Below are 1,086 nucleotides of genomic sequence, written 5' to 3'. Positions count from 1 at the left end.
TGTGCGGCATGACCGGTGCGCGTTCGGTGCCGGCGTTGGTGGCCTGGAAGTTGGGGTTGTCGTCGACCACCGCGCACACGATCGCCACCGTTGCGCGCCGGGTCGAGGAGTTTCCGCGCTGTGCGCAGGGGATGCGGGAGGGGCGGCTGTCGCTGGATCAGGTCGGTGTCATCGCCGCGCGCGCCGGTGAGGGCTCTGATGAGCATTACGCGCAGTTGGCGCGGGTGGCCACGGTCAATCAGCTGCGCACCGCGATCAGCCTCGAACCGCGACCCGAACCCGCGTCCCGGCCGCAGCCGCAGCCCTCGATCATTAAGACCGCCGATGAGGACTTCACCTGTTGGCGGATCAGACTTCCGCACCTGGATGCCGCGAAATTCGACGCCGCCTTACAGTCGCATCGGGACGCGCTGATCGCCGAGTGGAAGCACGACCGCGCCGAGGGCGGGTCAGAGAGCGCGCCGCCGCTGCCCGGCACCCTTGAGGCGTTTATGCGGCTGGTCGAGGCCGGGTGGGACGCCGAGGCGGCCCGCCGCCCGCACGGGCAGCACACCACCGTGGTGGTGCACGTCGACGCTGAAACACGCGCCGCGGCACTGCATCTGGGTCCGCTGCTGTCCGACGCCGAACGCCGCTACCTGAGCTGTGATGCCACCGGTGAACTCTGGTTCGAGCGCAACGGCCAGCTCGTCGGCGCCGGCCGGACCACCCGCCTGATCAGCCGGCGCCTGCGCCGTGCACTCGAGCACCGCGACCGCACCTGCGCGGTACCCGGCTGTGGTGCGACCCGGGGTCTGCACGCCCACCACATCCGGCACTGGGAAGACGGCGGACCCACCGAGCTGGCCAACCTGGTCCTGGTCTGCCCGTATCACCACCGGCTGCACCACTGCGGGGGCATCACCATCACCGGGCCCGCCGACGCCCTGGTCGTCACCGACACCGCGGGCCGACCGCTACGCGCGGGATCGCTGGCGCGCCCACCCACACAGCCGCCGCCCGCCGTCCCGCCGTGCCCGGGACCAATCGGCGAACGCGCCGACTGGTGGTGGTACGACCCCTTCCAACCCCAACCACCACCGTCCA

At 71.3% G+C, this 1,086-nt stretch carries 1 protein-coding gene; it reads left to right on the top strand.

The window, feature by feature from the left end; all coding sequences use genetic code 11:
* Positions 1 to 1,086, top strand: a 1,086-nt coding sequence (locus A9W95_RS16345; RefSeq protein WP_067414744.1) for an HNH endonuclease signature motif containing protein, incomplete at both ends; no start/stop codon positions are given.

Origin of the sequence: Mycobacterium sp. 1423905.2 (assembly GCF_001673155.1) — a bacterium.
In the GTDB taxonomy this organism is placed as follows: Bacteria; Actinomycetota; Actinomycetes; order Mycobacteriales; family Mycobacteriaceae; genus Mycobacterium.
Note: the sequence above shows the minus strand (reverse complement) of the source record. Positions and strands in the feature narration are given on the sequence as shown.